The organism is uncultured Paenibacillus sp., assembly GCF_963515335.1.
In the GTDB taxonomy this organism is placed as follows: domain Bacteria; phylum Bacillota; class Bacilli; order Paenibacillales; family Paenibacillaceae; genus Paenibacillus_I.
In genome coordinates this window covers 1-16,718 of sequence record NZ_CAUPYC010000082.1, presented here as the reverse complement: position 1 = coordinate 16,718, position 16,718 = coordinate 1, and the positions used below count along the sequence as shown (strand labels likewise).

Below are 16,718 nucleotides of genomic sequence, written 5' to 3'. Positions count from 1 at the left end.
GGAATGACAGGGCAGTTTCGCTCGTTGTTCAGTTTTCAAAGAACAATGGTGTTTTCTTTTCGGCGCAAGCCGGGAAAGAAAAACCGTAATGTTCGTTTCTTTCTTTCATCGCCAACCTCTCAGCGGCGACTTTTATAATATATCACAGCAGCCTGCCCAGATGCAAGTACAATTTCTTGCCAATCATTCGATCGCCATCACTTGTCCGAATCAGACGCGAAGACAACTTTAACACAACCTCTGCCGCCCAGTCAACAACCAAATTTTTACATAACCAACTTTTTACGTGAACGCAAAAAGAAAAAAGCTTCATGAACGAAGCTTTTACATAACCGGTTCCGGACATTCACGGCAGTTGCTTACAGCAACGACCATTGAAGCCCCAGAATCAATAGAATGCCGGGCACGCCGAGCAGCATGACCGCCGCCATCGTGGACGGGTTCAGCGGGACGTGAAAGCCCGGGATCAAACCCGACCCGTTTAATAGATAGAGAACGAGGGCGGCTGCGGCGATATGGAGACCGAAACGCTTCAATCCGCCCCAGGATATGCGGTGCCGGACCAGCACAAACAGAAGCGCCGACAGCGACCCTGCAAACAAGATGCTCCACCCCAGTTTCATCCGACGTCTGCCTCCCTGTGAGCGGACCAAGCAACCTTCAGACTTTTGGCATGCCTGAGCAGCATCTCATACCGTTTCTCGGCAGCCTCGATCGCAAAAATCGCGTAATCGATTTGATCCTTGCCGAGCGCATGCTCGAAATGCCGCTGCGCATTAACCCAATCCCGGTGCGCGTCCCTTATTTCCGTAATCAGGCTGTCGGCCATCAACCGCACTTCAGGCTCCACCACATCCATTTTCGTCAATACGGCGTTTTTACCCCACATCTTCATCCACCTCGTCGCCCAAAAGTTCCAAGCCGCCATCCATTCCCCTCCCTGTCCACATTCTCGGCAGCGAAAGGTTTCGCGTATAGCGAAAGTCCGCTATTACCATCTTATAAACGGAGAATCACCACTTAGAACCGGCTTGAAACACCAATTATGAGAAAAATTTTAATCTACAAATTCCGACGACAAAAAATCCACCGGCTGCCCGGCGGATTTCGTCCAAATCTCGATAAGTTAGCTCAACTCTCTACGGCCTTCGAGCGCCTTCGACAACGTCACCTCATCGGCATATTCCAGATCGCCGCCGACCGGCAAGCCGTGCGCGATGCGCGTGACCTTAATTCCGAACGGCTTCACCAGCCGCGATAAATACATGGCCGTCGCTTCGCCCTCGATGTTCGGGTTAGTGGCAAGGATCAACTCCTGCACCTGATCGTCGCCAAGCCGCTTCAACAGCTCCGCGATGCGAATTTCATCGGGACCGATCCCTTCCATCGGAGAAATCGCTCCTTGGAGCACATGATACCGGCCGTCGAACTCCTTGGTCCGTTCCATGGCCACAAGATCCTTCGACTCCTGCACGACGCATATGACCGAATTGTCGCGCGCCCTGTCCTGGCAAATCCGGCACGGATCGATATCGGTAATATTGCAGCAGACGGAACAATAATGAAGATTGCGTTTGACGCTGACGAGCGATTTGGCAAAATCGATCACGTCGTCTTCCTTCATGCGGAGCACGTGAAAAGCAAGCCGGGCGGCGGTCTTGGGACCGATACCCGGCAGCCTTGAAAATGATTCGATCAGCTTCGCGATCGGTTCTGGATAATACAAGGCAGACAGACTCCTTCTAGAACAATCCCGGGATTTTCATACCGCCCGTAAATTTGCCCATGTCTTTGTTGGCGAGCTCATCCGCTTTGGCGATGGCATCGTTGACGGCCGTCAGCACGAGATCCTGCAGCATGTCGATATCGTCCGGATCGACGGCTTCAGGTTTGATCGCAACGCTCAGCACTTTCTTGTGGCCGTTGACCGTTACGGATACGACGCCCCCGCCCGCGGAGCCTTCGACCGTTTTCTCGCCCAGCTCTTCCTGCGCCTTCAGCATTTGCTCCTGCATTTTCTTCACTTGCTTCATCATTTGGTTCATGTTATTCATCGTTCGACACTCCTTCGTCATTCTGGATTATAAAATTCCGTTGCGGAAGCCGTTACGATTTGGACTCGTCATCGACGATTACGACAAGCTCCTCCCCGAACAGTTGAATCGCTTCCTCTACCCATTCGGGCCGGCCGGAAGCCTGCGGCTCCTCCGCCTGCCATTGCAGCGGCTCCGCCGCGGCGTCCGGCGCACCTCCTTCGGCGGCCTGCCAGTCCTTCTGCATCACCGTCTGAAAGCGGACAGGCCGGCCGAATACGGCTTGCAGCACCCGTTCGATAACGTCGCGATTGGCCGGCTTCTCCGTCGTTTCCCGGTGAATCGTGTTTTTGAAGGCAAGCAGCACCTGATCATCGACGGCCGATACCGGCTCTCCGTTAATAAGCCAAGCATGCACCGATACGCCCGCTTCCTTGACCCGCTGCAGCACCTCCGGCCATTTGGCGCGGACGCGGCCGAACTCCTCGCCGCCCCGCGCGCCCACGAACGGCTCGAGCTTCACCTTGGCGATGGACGGCGAAACGGACGACCCGCCGCCGCGCGCCCCGAAAGCGGCGCCCCCGTTCCGCGCGCCCCCTCTGGCTCCGGCGGACGGCGGCGGAGCAGCCACTCCGCTTGCCGGGCCGCCCCCGCCTGCATGCATAAGCTGCTCCAGCCGCCGCTCCAGCGTATCGACCCTCTGCTGCAGCAGGAGCACCTCGGAGGACGACGCCGTTTCCCGGGCGACCGCCGAGGCGGACGCGCTGTCCGCCGTATCGCCGCCGGGCTCGGGCATCGTGCAAATTTTCATCAACGCGACCTCAAAGAGCGTTTGCGGCTGCGCGGCATGGCGCATTTCATTCTGATAGCGATTGAGCGTGTCGATCATTTGGAACAGCCGTTCCTTCGAGAACGATTCCGCCATACTGCGGAACCGCTCCGGATCGACGATCCGTTCCGTGCCCGCATGCTGCCCCGGAACAAGCTTAAGCAGCAGCAGATCGCGGAAATAATAAATCAGGTTCTCGATGCATTTATCGGCGCTTTTGCCCGCTTGCATCAATCCTTCCGTCAGCGCCATAATGGCTGCGACGTCACGGTTGCGGACAGCCTCCGCGAGCCCGGCGAACTGCTCCGCCACCATGCCGCCCGTAACGTCGACCGCTTGATCGAGCGTAACGCGCTCGTCCGCGAAAGCGGCCACCTGCTCGAGCAGACTGATCGCATCCCGCATCCCGCCGTCCGATAAACGCGCGATATAAGCCAGCGCGTCGTCGTCCGCGGCAATGTTCTCCTCCTCGCAGATCCGGCGCAGCCTCTCGGTTTGCTGCTCCAACCCGACCTGCCGGAAATCGAATCGTTGACACCGGGAAACGATCGTTGCCGGCAGCTTGTGCGGCTCCGTCGTCGCCAGAATGAAGATGACGTGCGCCGGCGGTTCCTCAAGCGTCTTCAGCAAGGCGTTGAACGCTTCGGACGTCAACATGTGCACTTCATCGATAATGTAAACCTTGTATCGGACTTCGGTCGGCGCATAGCGGACTTTATCCCGGATGTCGCGAATTTCGTCGATGCCCCGGTTGGAGGCGGCGTCGATCTCGACGACATCCATGATGGAGCCGGAAGCGATGCCCGTGCACGCATCGCAAACGTTGCACGGCTCCGGGGTCGGGCCTTCTATGCAGTTAACCGCTTTCGCCATGATCTTGGCCGCACTCGTCTTACCGGTTCCGCGGGGCCCGTTAAACAAATAAGCGTGGGAAATCCGCCGCTCGCGGATGGCATTCTGCAACGTTTGAACCACATGCTGCTGGCCGACCATGTCCCGGAACGTCTGCGGACGCCAGGCGCGATATAAAGCGATATGGGACACGCATACCTTTCCTTTCGTGACCCTCGGTTAGACAAAGGGTATGCTATGGTTACATTATACACAAATCCGCGCGCCGGAAAAATGACAAGTTGCCGGACGCACCCGGTTCGCCGCAACAAAAAAACACCTCCGAGCCCGCAAGGGTATAAGGTGTTGTCCAAACTTCCTATGTAGCCGTGCACCTGTCTCCGATCCATGCGGTCCAAGCGGCATCTTCGATCCCAGCTCGGGCCAGGCGCTCCTCCGGCACATGAACTGACCTGCTTATGGCTGCTTCCTTCCGGACCTGACCAGGTTCACAGGCGTCCATTGCGGAGGACCCGACCGTCAACGCTATTCACGAATGCCAAACCTTGCAACGCATAACCTCGGACAGGAATTCAACCTCGCTGCAGCGGATTGCGAGTTACAGGGCACCGCTACCTCCCCGTCTAGCACGGTAGAGATAAGTATAGCCGATATCGGACCGGATCGCAACCGGGGGAAAATGGCACAGTGCCTTCAGCCGCGGATTTCGGCTCATGCGGCGCTCCATTGACATAATCCGCCTCCCACCGGGATCGTTGCCTCACTGCCGGGCCGCAACCTTAACGTCATACCTTGGAAAATTGACCGCGAGCACGTTCCTGGCCTTCGCCGTCAAGCGCGCGGTTTCCTCCCGGCTAAGCGCGCCGTCGACAAACAGCGTGACGCTCATGAGATCCCCGTCGAAGCGAACGCGGGAGCGGCGTATGCCGCGCATGGGCCGGAGCAGCTGCTCCGCCAGCTCTCCATCGTTCTCATAGCTCCAGGCCGACCCGGTCAGGGGCAGATTCGGATTGGTGTTCGACAAACCCATATAACCGTCATCACCGTATGATTGCAGCCGTTCCGACTCCCGTGCGCCGCAAGCGGCAAGCATAGCCGTCAGCATAACCGCGAGCATCGCGGCGAACAGCCCCCTGAACCATTTGCTGCGGCGCCTGAACCATAACGCCAATACCCCGACCATCATAAAAAACCTCCCTTCGGCACCTATCCATAGGATGGCTGAGGGAGGTCCTTGTATTCTGCTAATTTGCGGCAGACGATGGTGGTTAGATACCGTATTTCTTTTTGAAACGATCGACGCGGCCGCCGGCATCCAGGAACTTCTGCTTACCCGTGAAGAACGGGTGACAAACGGAACAAATCTCGACGCGCAGGTTCGGTTTGATCGAACCCGTCTCGAATGTGTTGCCGCATGCGCAAGTTGCCGTGGTGACGTGGTACTTCGGATGAATACCTTGTTTCATCTCGTTCACCTCTTTCTGCCCTGAGCCGACAGTCGGGCCCAGAGTTAAAATGACACATAAGCGGATTATAGCATGTCAAGCGCTCCGGGCGCAACGACTATTTATGGCGTTTGCCGAACCGGAGCAGGAGGCACGTGCGTATACGAACCGATCACCACATCCGGCAGCTCCTGCTCAAAAATTTCGATCATTTGCTTCATGCCGTAAATCTCGCCCTGCGCTTTCGGGATAAGCTCGAGGTAGCTTTCGGGATCGATGTTCAGATTGCGCAACTGGATCAACCGCAGACCGGTGCGCTTCGCAAAATCGATCATCGCCTCGATTTCTTCCTCGCGATCGGTGACCCCGGGGAAAATCAAATAATTGATCGACGTGTATACGCCTTGATCGGCCGCATACCGCATCGATTTCTCCACATGCTTGAGCGTGTATCCGCGCGGCTTGTAATACGCATTGTAATGATCGTCCAGGGCGCTGATCGTGCTCACCCGCATCAAATCCAGGCCAGCATCGACGATCGCCCGGATATGATCGGTCAGGCCCGCGTTCGTATTGATGTTGATATAGCCGTTCGACGTCACGCTTCTCACCTTGCGCATCGCGTCGATGATGATTTTCGCCTGGGTGGACGGCTCACCCTCGCAGCCTTGCCCGAAGCTGATGATCGCGTCCGGCGCCTGCAAATGCTCGAGCATAATCTCGACCACTTCGTCCGCGGTCGGCTTGAAATTCATCCGCGTCTGCGGCGCCGGAAAGCCGCTGTCGTCCGGCTGCTCGGAAATGCAGCCGAAGCAGCTCGCATTGCAGGAGAACGAAACCGGCACCGCCCCCTCCCAGCGCTGCAGAAATGTATTGGAGGCCGTCAGGCATTCATAGCCGAGCGCGCAGTTCGAAAGGTGCTGATAAAGCCGGTTCTCGGGATATTTGGCCAGCAGCCCGTTCACCTTGATCTCCAACTCGTCCCGGTCGCAGTTCAGCGGATTCCATCGCTCCGGATCGTCGGTCTTGCGGGCGGCAACATGGAAAGCGCCGTCCTTCCACACGACCGCCGAATAGCCGAAAAGCGGCAGCTTCCGCGTTTTGTCCGTCTTCACGTATCCGGGGATGCACAGACGGGTATAGCCTTGCGGCAAAAGCGCGCCGACCGCCTGCACATCGCCGGGCAGCGGCTGCATCTCGCCCGTGCGCGGGTTCATGCCGATCGGCCTCGTATAAGGCAAGCCGACCAGAGTCGCCCCTTCGGGCAGCGGAATCAGTTCATCCTCCATCAGTTCGACGACCATATCCGCGCTCCGGCCGAGACCGATCCAGTCCGGATGGTCGAATAAATTACCTTGCTCATCGGCGTATACGAGATTCACGGTGTTCCCTCCTTCGTTGAGCCCAGGCGATTCCCCCGCCTAAGTCGTCGATCGGACGGGACGCCGTCCCGCGCCGCCGGACGGAACGGAAGCGCCCGGACGGCCGGTTGGACCGGTTGTTCCCGACGTGTCGAGGGAAGCCAGAAATTCTTCGTTGGTTTTCGTATCGCGCAGCTTCTTCAGGAAGCCGTCGACAAATTCGGTCGAATCGTTCATGCTCTTGCGGATCGCCCACACCTTGTCGAGCGTGTCCTTCTCCAGCAGCATTTCCTCGCGGCGGGTGCCCGAGCGGCGAATATCGAGCGCCGGGAAAATGCGCCGCTCCGCCAGACGGCGGTCGAGCACAAGCTCCATGTTGCCGGTACCCTTAAACTCCTCATAAATGATGTCATCCATCCGCGATCCCGTGTCGATCAGCGCGGTCGCCAGTATCGTCAGGCTGCCGCCTTCCTCGATGTTCCGGGCCGAGCCGAAAAACCGTTTCGGACGGTGGAAGGCCGCCGGATCGATACCGCCGCTGAGCGTCCTTCCCGAAGGGGGAATGACAAGATTGTACGCCCGCGCCAGCCGCGTAATGCTGTCGAGCAGAATCACGACGTCCTTCTTGTGCTCCACCAGCCGAAGCGCCCGCGCCAGCACGAGCTCCGCCACCTTGATGTGGTTCTCCGGCAGCTCGTCGAACGTCGACGCGACGACCTCGCCCTTAACCGAACGCTGCATATCCGTCACTTCCTCGGGACGCTCGTCAATCAGCAGCACGAACAGCTCGATTTCGGGATGGTTCGTGGAAATGCTGTGGGCGATTTCTTTCAGGAGCAGCGTCTTGCCCGCTTTCGGCGGCGCGACGATCAATCCCCGCTGCCCCAGTCCGACAGGGGCGAGCACATCCATAATTCGGGTCGAAAGGTTCGTCGGAGAAGTTTCCAGCACGATTTTCTTCTGTGGATAAAGAGGGGTTAGAGCGGGAAAATGGAGCCGTTCGGACGCGCTTTCCGGATTTTCACCGTTGACCGCATTGACCTGGAGCAGTCCGAAGTACCGTTCGTTCTCCTTCGGCGCCCGGCATTTGCCGGATACGAGATCGCCGGTCCGCAGGTCGAATTTCCGGATTTGCGAAGCGGATATATAAATATCCTCCGTGCTCGGCAAGTAGTTGATCGGCCGCAGAAATCCGAAGCCTTCGGGGAGAATCTCGAGAACGCCCTGCATAAACATGAGTCCGCTTTGCTCAGCCTGCGCCCGCAGGATGGCGAAAATCAACTCTTTCTTCTTCAGCTGACCGTAGTAAGGAATCTGGTACTGCTTCGCCAGTTTGTATAAATCGGTCAGCTTCATTTCTTCCAGATCGGAGATCTGAAGATCCGCCATAGAATCACCACTTTATTTTATTTTCAACAGCATCAGCATTGCCCGATACGAACCGTTTCATGCCTCGGCGGAAAGGCGGCGCCGCCGACGGCGTCTCGCGCGCCGCTACTTCGTCTCGCGCCATACGTCCGCGCCGAGCACGCGCAAATTATCCACCAAGTAATCATACCCGCGATCGATGTATTCGACGCCGCTTACTTCCGTAATGCCGTCCTCGACCGTCAAGCCCGCCACGACCAGCGCCGCGCCGGCGCGCAGATCGGCCGCCTTCACCTTCGCTGCATTGAGCCTGCCGCCCTCGATAATCGCGGAGCGCCCTTCGACGCGGATGTTCGCGCCCATGCGGACAAGCTCGGGCACATGCTTGAAGCGGTTGCTGTAAACGTAGTCGGTCAGTATACTGACGCCGTTCGCTTGCGTCAGGAGACTGGTCATCGGGGATTGCATATCGGTCGCAAAACCGGGGTAAACGAGCGCCTTGACGTCCACCGCCTCATACGCCGGCTGTCCGACGATGCGAATTGCTTCATCCATCTCGTACACATGCACGCCCATCTCCTGCAGCTTGGCCGTGACGGCCTCCAGATGCTTGGGGATGACATTGTCCACGAGCATATCGCCGCGTGTGGCCGCGGCGGCTATCATATAGGTGGCCGCTTGAATGCGGTCGGGAATGATCGAGTGGCGGCAGCCGTGCATCGCATCGACGCCCTCGATCCGGATCGTTTCGGTTCCGGCGCCTTTGATGCGGGCGCCCATTGCGTTCAGAAGGGTTGCTACATCTATAATTTCAGGCTCTTTTGCCGCGTTTTCGATGATCGTGGAGCCTTTGGCCCTGGAGGCCGCAAGCATGATGTTGATGGTCGCGCCGACGCTGGCCACGTCCAAATAAATTTTTGCGCCGCGAAGCTCCTTGGCGGAAATCCGGATCGATCCGTGGTCGTTGACGACCGTAGCCCCCAACGCTTCAAACCCTTTAATATGCTGATCGATCGGCCGGGGCTCGAAATTGCAGCCCCCGGGAAGCCCGATCGTCGCTTCCCCGAAACGCCCAAGCATGGCACCCATCAAATAATAAGACGCGCGAAGCAGCTTGACCTTGCCGTTCGGCATCGCCTTTGAGCGCATGCCGGACGGATCGATGACCATGGACTCTCCGTTCCACGACACCTTGCCTCCAAGCTCCTCGAGAATTTCCGAATAGACGGCCACGTCGCTCAGACGCGGCAAATTATCAAGCCGCACCTTCGTCTCGGCAAGCAGCGCCGCGGGCAGAAGCGCCACCGCGCTGTTCTTGGCCCCGCTGATCGTCACCGTACCCCGCAGCGGACTTCCGCCGCGAATCATCAACTTTTCCATGTATCCGCTTTTCCTCCCATTCGGAAAAGAGCAAAAACCGCCTGCATCCGGCTCTATACGGCAGTGACGGCCGGACAAGGAGTCCGTCCTTATCGTGCACTCCGATCAAACCGAAAGCGGCGGTTCCTGCGCATTGCTCCGGTATTACGCCTGGTTGCTGCTGCCGAACAGACGGATTTTCTCTTGCACGACGGCGACCATGGCCTTGCGGGCCGGCGTCAAGTATTTGCGCGGGTCATAGACATTGGCGTCTTTGGCGAGCACTTCGCGGATCGCGTTCGTGCATGCGACCTGGTTCTCGGTGTTGACGTTGATTTTGCCTACGCCGGCCGCGATCGACAGCTTGATCGCCTCATCCGGCACGCCGGATCCGCCGTGAAGCACGATCGGCACCGGGATGGCCTTGGCAACCTTCTCGATGATATCGTAGTGGATCTTGGGCTCGCCTTTGTACATGCCGTGCGCCGTACCGACTGCGATCGCCAGGCAGTCCACGCCGGTTTCCTCGTAGAAACGGATCGCTTCCTCCGGCTTCGCCAGGCTTGCATTCTCCTCGTCGACGCTGATGTCATCCTCAACGCCGCCGATGGTGCCGAGCTCGCCTTCAACGGATACGCCCATCGCGTGCGCCGCTCTAACGACTTCCTTCGTCAGCTTGATGTTCTCTTCCAGCGAGTAGTGGGAACCGTCGAACATGACCGAGGAGAACCCTGCGCGGATACATTTCATCGCGACTTCGAAGCTGCTGCCGTGGTCGAGATGCAGCGCGATCGGCAGGCCGGATTGCTTGGCCGCCGCCTCGGCGAGCGCAACGGTGAATTCGATGCCCATGTACTTCAGCGCGCCTTCGCTGACGCCGTAGATGAAGGGCGATTTTTCCTGGATTGCCGCTTCCACGATCGCTTGCGCGAATTCCAGGTTGTTCATGTTGAACTGGCCGACGGCAAACTTGTTCTCTTTGGCCTTCGGCAAAAATTCGTTCATGGATACGAGTGGCATGGTTTCTTTCCTCCTAAGTACCTTGTTTTCAAGCCCGTACGACTTGTCATACTGAGACATTATACCACAACCGGACGAGTTGTGGTAATGATCGAAAGAACAGACAAACCACCTTCAGTATGCCGCGAAGAGCAAAAGAAAATCGGGCCCTTCTAGGACCCGATCGCATATTTGCTGTTCGATTCTCCGCCGCGCAGCTGCATGTTTACGGCCATCCGCATCTCGTCGATATCGAAAGGCTTCGTGAAATGCATAAGCGCTCCCAGATCGGTCGCCTCTTTAATCATATCCAGCTCGCCGTAAGCCGTCATCATGATCACTTTGATCTCCCGGTCGATCGCCTTGACATGCTTCAGGATTTCCAGGCCGTCCATCCCCGGTATCTTCATATCGAGCAGGACGAGATCCGGCGACTCCTTCTTGACGATCTCGAGCGCCAGCTTGCCGTTGGACGCCTGGAAAGTCGTGTAACCCTCGCTGTTGAACACTTCCATAAGCAGAATGCGAATGCCGTTCTGGTCGTCCACGATCAATACCTTTTTGTCATCCATCTATAATTACCTCCCACATTGAGCAAAACCAAAAGAGTCATCGGCCAACTCTTCCATATGGGTAACTATATTCGAGGCATTCGGCTATAATCCTGCCGCTTTGGAAAAAAAGTCCTTTTCTTCTTATATTTCGTTCGCGGCCTTGATTTACTTGCCTGCGTTGGCTAAAGAGGCACGCACGAAATCGCGGAAAAGCGGCTGCGGCCGGTTCGGCCTGGACGTAAACTCCGGATGGAATTGCACGGCCAGAAACCAGGGATGGTCCGCCAACTCGACCATTTCCACCAGGCGGCCGTCAGGCGAGGTGCCCGATACGCGAAGGCCGGACTTCTCGATGCTCTCACGGTATTCATTATTTACCTCATACCGGTGCCGGTGACGCTCATATACCAGCTCGTCGTCGTAAGCTTTCTCCGCGAGCGAGCCCGGCACCAGCTTGCAAGGATACAAACCGAGGCGCATCGTCCCGCCCAGGTCCTCGATATCGCGCTGCTCCGGCAGCAGGTCGATGACCGGATACGGCGTTGCCGGATCGATCTCCGAGCTGTTGGCGCCGGCCAAGCCCGTTATATTGCGCGCATATTCGATGACCGCCACCTGCATGCCGAGGCAAATGCCGAAGAACGGCACCTTGCGCTCGCGCGCGTAGCGGATCGTCGTGATTTTGCCCTCGATGCCCCGGTCGCCGAAGCCGCCGGGCACAAGTATGCCGTCCACGCCCTGCAGCTTGTCCGCCACATTCTCGGACGTTACTTCCTCCGCGTTCACCCAGCGCACATTCACTTCCGCGTCGGCGTCGATCCCCGCATGCCCGAGCGACTCTACGATGCTCAGGTACGCGTCATGCAGCGCCACGTATTTGCCGACAATCGCAATCTCCACCGTTTTGTCAAGCGACTTGACGCGCCGAACGAGATTTTCCCATTCGGTCATGTCCGGCTGCGGCGCGTTGAGCTTCAGATGATTGACGACGATGTCGTCCAGCCCTTCCTCGCGGAGATTGAGCGGCACCTCGTACAGCGTCGCGGCGTCGCGGCACTCGACGACCGCGCGCTCGTCCACGTCGCAGAACTGGGCGATTTTCCGCTTCAGGTCGTCTGCAAGCGGATATTCCGTGCGGCATACGATCACGTTCGGCTGGATGCCGATGCTGCGCAGCTCCTTGACGCTGTGCTGGGTCGGCTTCGTCTTCACCTCGCCGGCCGCTTTGATGTAAGGAATGAGCGTCACGTGGATATACATGACATTGTCCCGGCCGATGTCGCTTTTGATCTGGCGGATCGCCTCCAGGAACGGCAAGCTCTCGATATCGCCGACGGTGCCGCCGATCTCCGTGATGACGATGTCCGAGCCCGCTTCCTTGCCCGCGCGGAACACCCGCTCCTTGATTTCGTTCGTAATGTGCGGAATCACCTGGACGGTGCCGCCCAAATATTCGCCGCGCCGTTCCTTCGTAATGACGGTCGAATAGATTTTTCCTGTGGTGACGTTGCTGTTCTTGGAGAGGTTGATGTCGATAAAGCGCTCGTAATGGCCGAGGTCCAGATCCGTTTCCGCGCCGTCGTCGGTAACGAACACCTCGCCGTGCTGATAAGGACTCATGGTGCCGGGGTCGACGTTGATGTACGGATCGAACTTCTGAATCGTTACCTTAAGCCCCCGGTTTTTGAGCAGTCTGCCCAAAGAGGCCGCGGTAATGCCTTTACCGAGCGACGAAACGACGCCGCCGGTTACAAAAATGTATTTAGTCACGTGATGATACCCTCCAAGCTCCAAGTTAGTATATAGGATTGCCCATAAGCGGAAGCGGTTATCGCTTTCGAATCGGGATCGTCTCCAGGCAGTCGGGGCCCTCCGGAAAAACAAAAAAAGTGACACCCGTTTCCACGGGGCACTTTTCGTATCGAACGCTCATTTTATTTCCGCAATTCTAAAGCCCATGCAATAGTTTACTCTGTCGACCTTGCGCTGTCAAGGGAAGGAAAGTCCGAGCCGGGTCCGAGCCCTACCGCTCGTCCTCGTTGTCATCGTCGTCGACGGATTCATCGAACTCGCCGGCCTCTCCGTCGGCCTCTTCGGCAAGCTCCTCGCCGTCAAGCGCTTCCTCTTCGATCTCCTCGTCGTCGATCGCGACTTCTTCGTCGACCTCGGCATCCTCCTCGGAATCGCCGAAATCTTCGCGGTCCTCATCGTACATATCGTAGTCCTCTTCGTCCGCCACGTAGGTTTCTTCCTCATCATCCGCGAACATTTCCTCATCGTCGTCATCGTCGTCGTTGATGATGCGCGGACGCTTGGCGTTGCCGACCGGATCTTCGGACTTGTCGACCGGATACCAGCGCTTCAGCCCCCACATGTTGCTGCCGACGCAAGCGAAACGGCCGTCGATATTGATTTCGGTATATACTTGCGCGATCACGTCGTTAAGCTGTTCAGCCGACAATCCGCGAATCTTCGCAATCTCCATGATCAAATCCCGGTAATACATCGGGGAGTTCATCGATTTCAACGCTTCGAACGCCAAATCGACCATCGGCATCTCCCGCACCCGTTCGGGATCGAGCTTCAAGTTGATCTCGCCGCCCATAGGACACATCCTCTCACGCGTATCTGCTGCGGCTGACCCGGCAAGGGACAGCCGTATTCCATCCATTATCAACCTATAGTAAACCTTATTTCCCGGCAAAAAGCAAGCGCCAAAGAAGAGAGCACACGAAGAAATCCCCAAACGCATCGCGAAGCCTTGCAGCGTAATCCGACGACCGGACGGGGATTCCGGAAGGTGGAGTAAATTATTTTCTAACGAAGAAAGCGAAGGGAGGCGCCCTTCGCTCTTCGACTGTATCCTTCCGAACGCCCCGCCAGAAGGAGGCTTGTGCAAAAAGAGCCCGCCGGACTCTCCCTTCATCGTATGTGAACGTGCCCGGTTTGACACGGCGCGGCGCCTAATTCCGAAAAAAAAGGCCGCTTGCTCAAGCGGGTGGAGACGCGCCTTCATACTATAGTGCAGCATGTTCCACCCGGGAGGGAGCCAGACATGGACATCACCCGTTTTCTCCAATGGCTGCAAGATGCCGCCTCCGGCTCGGGCGCGCCGATGAAGCGGCGCATCATCCGCTTCCAGAGCCGGAGCGACTGCCGCCGCTTCATCGAGGAATGGGCGAAGCACGCCTCCGCCCAACCGACGCTGCAGGGCATCCGCCCCATGCGGCTCATTCACGCGGTATGCTGCGAGCTCCCCGAGGACGAACCCCCCGCCCGGCTGGCCGGGCTTTGCACGATCGAGCCGGATGTCCGGATCGCCTTGCACGGCTCCGCCCGCAAATCCGACGAATTCGAAAAGGGCATCCCCTGGGGGGTCCGGCAAATCAAGGCGCCCTCCATATGGCATGTGACGACAGGCCACCGCATTAAGGTCGGGGTGATCGATACCGGGATTGATTTCAGCCATCCGGATCTGCGCCATTCGGTTTCGCGCGGCATCAACCTGCTTGTCCGAAGCATGCTGCCCCACGACGACAACGGCCACGGCACGCACATCGCCGGCACGATCGCCGCCGCCAACCGGCTTCAGGGCATGATCGGGGTCGCGCCGAGATCCTTGATTCATCCGGTAAAAGCATTCGACCATAACGGAACCGCTTTCGTCTCGGACATTATTCTCGGCATCGAGTGGTGCGTCCGCCACCGCATGGACGTCATCAACATGAGCTTCGGCATGAAAAAACGCAGCAAGGCGCTGCTGACCGCCGTCATGAACGCCTATAACGCGGGCGTGATCATCGTCGCGTCTTCAGGCAACGACGGGAAAAACAAGTCAATCGACTATCCCGCCCGTTTCCCGCAGACGGTATCCGTCGGCGCCACCAACAAGCTTCGCCGCATCGCGCCGTTCAGCAACCGCGGGAGCCTGATCGACATCTATGCGCCCGGCGACAAGATCGTCTCCGCCTGGCTGCGCGGCAATTACAACGAAATGAGCGGCACCTCGATGGCGACCTCGCACGTCTCGGGAGCGATCGCCCTGCTGCTCGCCCACCGCCCGGGCTTATCCCCCGCCGAGATCAAGGCCATCCTGAAGAAATCGACCCAGCCGCTCAGAGGCAGCAAAGCTCCCCGGCGCACCGGAGAGCTTGACATTGCCCGCATGATGCAAGCCGCCGCGCAAACCTGACGAGCGGCTCGCTTTACATACGCTCCGGCGCGGAAACGCCGACGAGCCGGAGCACGTTCGCGATCGCGGTCCGGACGGCGGCCAGCAGAGCCAGCCGGGCAGCGGTCTGGTCCGCATCTTCCGCGATGACCCGCTCGGCCCTGTAGTAGCTGTGGAAAAGCGCCGCGAGCTCATAGACGTAGCGGATGAGCCGGTGCGGGGCGTACTGGGCGGCTGCGTCCGCAACCTCCTGCGGCAGCTCGCCGATTTTGCGCAGCAGATCGAATTCCGCTTCGTGCTTCAGCTTGGACAAGTCCGCGCTCCCGTGGTCGACCGCAATCCCCTGCTCCTCGGCCTGCCGGAAAACGCTGCAAATCCGCGCATGCGCATATTGCACATAGAAGACAGGATTCTCGTTGGACGTCGAAATCGCCAGGTCCATGTCGAAATCGAGGTGCGAATCCATGCTGCGCATCGTGAAGAAATAGCGGATCGCGTCGACGCCGACCTCGTCCATCAGGTCCTCCATCGTCACGGCCTTGCCGGTTCGCTTGGACATTTTCACCTTCTCGCCGTCCTGGTAGAGGCTCACCATCTGCGCGATCAGCACGACCAGCTTGTCCGGATCGTTGCCGAGCGCGGCCATCGCGGCCTTCACGCGGGGGATGTAACCGTGGTGGTCGGCGCCCCAAATATTGATCATCCGGTCGTAGCCCCGGTTGTACTTGTCCCGGTGATAGGCGATGTCCGGCGTCAGATAGGTGTACGAGCCGTCGTTCTTGACGAGCACGCGGTTTTTGTCGTCGCCGTACTGCATCGTGGACAGCCACGTTGCGCCTTCCTCCTCATAAACCATGCCGCGCTCCCGCAGCGCCTCCAGCGCCTGTTCGACCTGTCCGCTCTCGTAAAGCGACGTTTCGCTGTACCAGCTGTCGAAGGGAACGCGGAAGCGGCCGAGGTCGCGCTTGATTTTGTCGAGCTCGCGCTCGAGCCCGTAGGAACGGAAATAGGCGAACCGCTCATCGTCCGGCAGGCCGAGCAGCCTGTCGCCCTCCGTTTCAGCCAGCGCCTTGGCGAAGCCGACGATATCCTCGCCGTAGTAGCCGTCCTCCGGCATTTCCGCCTCGAGGCCGAGCGCCTGCTTGTACCGGGCTTCGATGGATTTCGCCAGATTGGCGACCTGATTGCCGGCGTCGTTAATGTAATATTCGCGCGTCACGGCGTAGCCGGCGAAACCGAGCACGTTGCACAGCGCGTCGCCGACCGCCGCGCCGCGCGCATGTCCGAGGTGCAGGCTGCCGGTCGGGTTGGCGCTGACGAATTCCACCTGCACGCGGGCGCCGCCGCCGGTATCGATGCGGCCGTAGTCCGCCCCGGCGGCCAGCACCTCATGCACGATCGGGTACAGATAACTTTTCTCCAGCCGGAAGTTGATGAAGCCCGGCCCCGCGATTTCCGCCGATTCGATCGACGCGGCGGCTTTGTCGAGATGCTCCAGGATCGCCTCGGCGATCTGGCGCGGATTGCGCTTGGCCAGCTTCGTAAGCTGCATGGCGGCGTTGGTCGCAAGATCGCCGTGCGTCTTATCCTTCGGCACTTCGATGACGAACGCGGGCAGCTCATCCCGCGACACCAGCCCCGCCACCACGACCGCGTCCGCGATCGCGCCCTTCACTTTCTGGTGCAATTGCTCCAGCACATTTCCATTCCCATTGCCACTCATTCGGATAGTTCCTCCCGTAAACTC

Annotated in this window: 16 protein-coding genes and 1 other RNA gene; 1 reads left to right on the top strand and 16 read right to left on the bottom strand. The window is 58.5% G+C overall.

The features are described from left to right. Positions 1-359 precede the first annotated feature (359 nt). The 15 genes from RWM61_RS18280 to rpoE form a co-directional block, all read right to left on the bottom strand. A complete protein-coding gene (locus tag RWM61_RS18280; protein WP_314003464.1) occupies positions 360-623 on the bottom strand; it encodes a pro-sigmaK processing inhibitor BofA family protein in 264 nt (87 codons plus the stop codon). After that, complete coding sequence (locus tag RWM61_RS18275; RefSeq protein ID WP_314003462.1) at positions 620-928, bottom strand: DUF2508 family protein; 309 nt, start codon at positions 926-928, stop codon at positions 620-622. The genes RWM61_RS18280 and RWM61_RS18275 overlap by 4 nt, the downstream gene beginning before the upstream one ends. A 198-nt stretch (positions 929-1,126) precedes the next feature. After that, positions 1,127-1,726: a recombination mediator RecR gene (recR, locus tag RWM61_RS18270; RefSeq protein WP_314003460.1), complete on the bottom strand. Its 600-nt coding sequence runs from the start codon at positions 1,724-1,726 to the stop codon at positions 1,127-1,129. A gap of 16 nt (positions 1,727-1,742) precedes the next feature. Continuing rightward, a complete protein-coding gene (locus tag RWM61_RS18265; protein ID WP_314003458.1) occupies positions 1,743-2,054 on the bottom strand; it encodes a YbaB/EbfC family nucleoid-associated protein in 312 nt (103 codons plus the stop codon). Between the two features lie 52 nt (positions 2,055-2,106). Then, complete coding sequence (dnaX, locus tag RWM61_RS18260; RefSeq protein WP_314003456.1) at positions 2,107-3,906, bottom strand: DNA polymerase III subunit gamma/tau; 1,800 nt, start codon at positions 3,904-3,906, stop codon at positions 2,107-2,109. Positions 3,907-4,080: 174 nt separating this feature from the next. After that, an RNA gene (ffs, locus tag RWM61_RS18255) (signal recognition particle sRNA large type) lies at positions 4,081-4,346 on the bottom strand. Between the two features lie 128 nt (positions 4,347-4,474). After that, positions 4,475-4,897 carry a hypothetical protein gene (locus RWM61_RS18250; protein WP_314003454.1) on the bottom strand — a complete coding sequence of 141 codons (423 nt, stop codon included), beginning with the start codon at positions 4,895-4,897 and terminating at the stop codon, positions 4,475-4,477. Positions 4,898-4,982: 85 nt separating this feature from the next. Further along, a complete protein-coding gene (rpmE, locus tag RWM61_RS18245; RefSeq protein ID WP_314003452.1) occupies positions 4,983-5,180 on the bottom strand; it encodes a 50S ribosomal protein L31 in 198 nt (65 codons plus the stop codon). A gap of 101 nt (positions 5,181-5,281) precedes the next feature. After that, a complete protein-coding gene (locus RWM61_RS18240; RefSeq protein WP_314003450.1) occupies positions 5,282-6,541 on the bottom strand; it encodes a radical SAM protein in 1,260 nt (419 codons plus the stop codon). Between the two features lie 39 nt (positions 6,542-6,580). Further along, the gene (rho, locus tag RWM61_RS18235) at positions 6,581-7,909 is read right to left on the bottom strand and encodes a transcription termination factor Rho (RefSeq protein ID WP_314003448.1); all 1,329 of its coding nucleotides are present in this window, start codon (positions 7,907-7,909) and stop codon (positions 6,581-6,583) included. A 105-nt stretch (positions 7,910-8,014) separates the two neighbouring features. Beyond that, positions 8,015-9,268 (bottom strand): UDP-N-acetylglucosamine 1-carboxyvinyltransferase, encoded by a 1,254-nt coding sequence (locus RWM61_RS18230; protein ID WP_314003446.1) that lies wholly within the window; start codon positions 9,266-9,268, stop codon positions 8,015-8,017. A gap of 144 nt (positions 9,269-9,412) precedes the next feature. Then, positions 9,413-10,267: a class II fructose-1,6-bisphosphate aldolase gene (fba, locus tag RWM61_RS18225; protein ID WP_314003444.1), complete on the bottom strand. Its 855-nt coding sequence runs from the start codon at positions 10,265-10,267 to the stop codon at positions 9,413-9,415. Between the two features lie 152 nt (positions 10,268-10,419). After that, positions 10,420-10,818: a response regulator gene (locus RWM61_RS18220; RefSeq protein WP_314003442.1), complete on the bottom strand. Its 399-nt coding sequence runs from the start codon at positions 10,816-10,818 to the stop codon at positions 10,420-10,422. 147 nt (positions 10,819-10,965) lie between these two features. After that, a complete protein-coding gene (locus RWM61_RS18215; protein ID WP_314003440.1) occupies positions 10,966-12,570 on the bottom strand; it encodes a CTP synthase in 1,605 nt (534 codons plus the stop codon). Positions 12,571-12,823: 253 nt separating this feature from the next. Beyond that, positions 12,824-13,405, bottom strand: coding sequence for a DNA-directed RNA polymerase subunit delta (gene rpoE, locus RWM61_RS18210; RefSeq protein ID WP_314003438.1), 582 nt, complete (start codon positions 13,403-13,405; stop codon positions 12,824-12,826). A 450-nt stretch (positions 13,406-13,855) separates the two neighbouring features. Here rpoE and RWM61_RS18205 point away from each other — a divergent pair, with 450 nt between their 5' ends. Continuing rightward, a complete protein-coding gene (locus RWM61_RS18205; protein WP_314003436.1) occupies positions 13,856-14,992 on the top strand; it encodes a S8 family peptidase in 1,137 nt (378 codons plus the stop codon). A gap of 13 nt (positions 14,993-15,005) precedes the next feature. Here RWM61_RS18205 and argS read toward each other — a convergent pair whose 3' ends face one another. Further along, positions 15,006-16,694 (bottom strand): arginine--tRNA ligase, encoded by a 1,689-nt coding sequence (gene argS, locus RWM61_RS18200; protein ID WP_314003434.1) that lies wholly within the window; start codon positions 16,692-16,694, stop codon positions 15,006-15,008. Positions 16,695-16,718 lie beyond the last annotated feature (24 nt).